The organism is uncultured Campylobacter sp. (assembly GCF_937997465.1).
In the GTDB taxonomy this organism is placed as follows: domain Bacteria; phylum Campylobacterota; class Campylobacteria; order Campylobacterales; family Campylobacteraceae; genus Campylobacter_A.
Window position 1 is genome coordinate 1 of the sequence record NZ_CALKTQ010000005.1, and the last position, 1,101, is coordinate 1,101.

Sequence of the window (1,101 nt, forward strand, 5' to 3'; positions counted from 1 at the left end):
CTGATGATGGCATCGGCGTGGCGATGATGATGGGCGCGATGAGGGAGTTTGCGAACTTAGAGTGCCTCTTTACCAACGACGAAGAGGTCGGGCTCGTGGGCGCAAACGCTTTTAAGGGTAAAATTTTATCGCCGAATCTTCTAAATTTAGACAGCGAAGAGGACGACCGCGTGACGCTGGGATGTGCCGGTGGTATAAACGTAAGCGCAAAAATCGGCGCACAGACCGTCAAAAAGAGCGGTAAAATTTACGAGATCGGCGTCACGGGGCTTAGCGGCGGGCACTCGGGCAACGAAATACACAAAAATATCCCAAACGCGACGAAGCTGCTGGCAAAATTTCTCGCCGAGGAGGACTGTGAGCTGATTAGCCTGGATTTTGGCGAGAGGAGTAATTCGATCCCTGCAAACGCCGTGTGTAAGGCGCTGTGCGCTCATGAACCGAAGCAGCGCGGCCTGGCGTGGGTGAAAAGCCTGGGCGAGGGCGAAGCGGACGTGCTGGTAAATAGCGGCAAAATTTTGGCTCTCATAAACTCCTTTGCTCAGGGCGTGCGCAGCTACGACACGCAGCTTGGCATGGTAAACGAAAGCATAAATCTCTCGACCGTCAAGCAAAAGGGTGATGTGATCGAGTTTGACTTTTTCGCGCGCGCGATGAAGCGCGAGGGGCTCGAAAATTTAGGCTTTGAGACCGCTACGCTAGCTAGCGCGCTGGGCTTTGATGTGAGAGTAGCCGACCGCTCGGCGAACTGGGCGCCGTGTATCAGCGACTTTGCCCATCTGGTGCTTGAGGAGTTGCAAAAACAAAAGCCGCAGGCCAAATTTGCCGCCGTGCACGCAGGCCTTGAGTGCGGCGTACTGGTCGCAAAACAGCCCGAGCTGCAGGCCTGCTCCATAGGACCTAACATCCACTCGCCACACTCGGTAAACGAGCACTGCGAGATAGCGTCGGTGGAGATGATAGCGGAAGTTGTAAGAAACATAATCGCTAGGCTTCAGTAGCTCGGAACGGCTCGTCTTTTTCCTTTATACGTCGTTGGAAACTCGGTCGGCTTCGGTCACGTATTGCGTATACGCTCCCTCGCCTCCGTCGTTTCCGCCT

General features: G+C 54.8%; 1 protein-coding gene. It reads left to right on the top strand.

The window, feature by feature from the left end; genetic code table 11:
• On the top strand, positions 1-1,001 hold a 1,001-nt coding region (locus Q0546_RS00135), incomplete at its 5' end, for a M20/M25/M40 family metallo-hydrolase (RefSeq protein WP_298789465.1).
• Positions 1,002-1,101 lie beyond the last annotated feature (100 nt).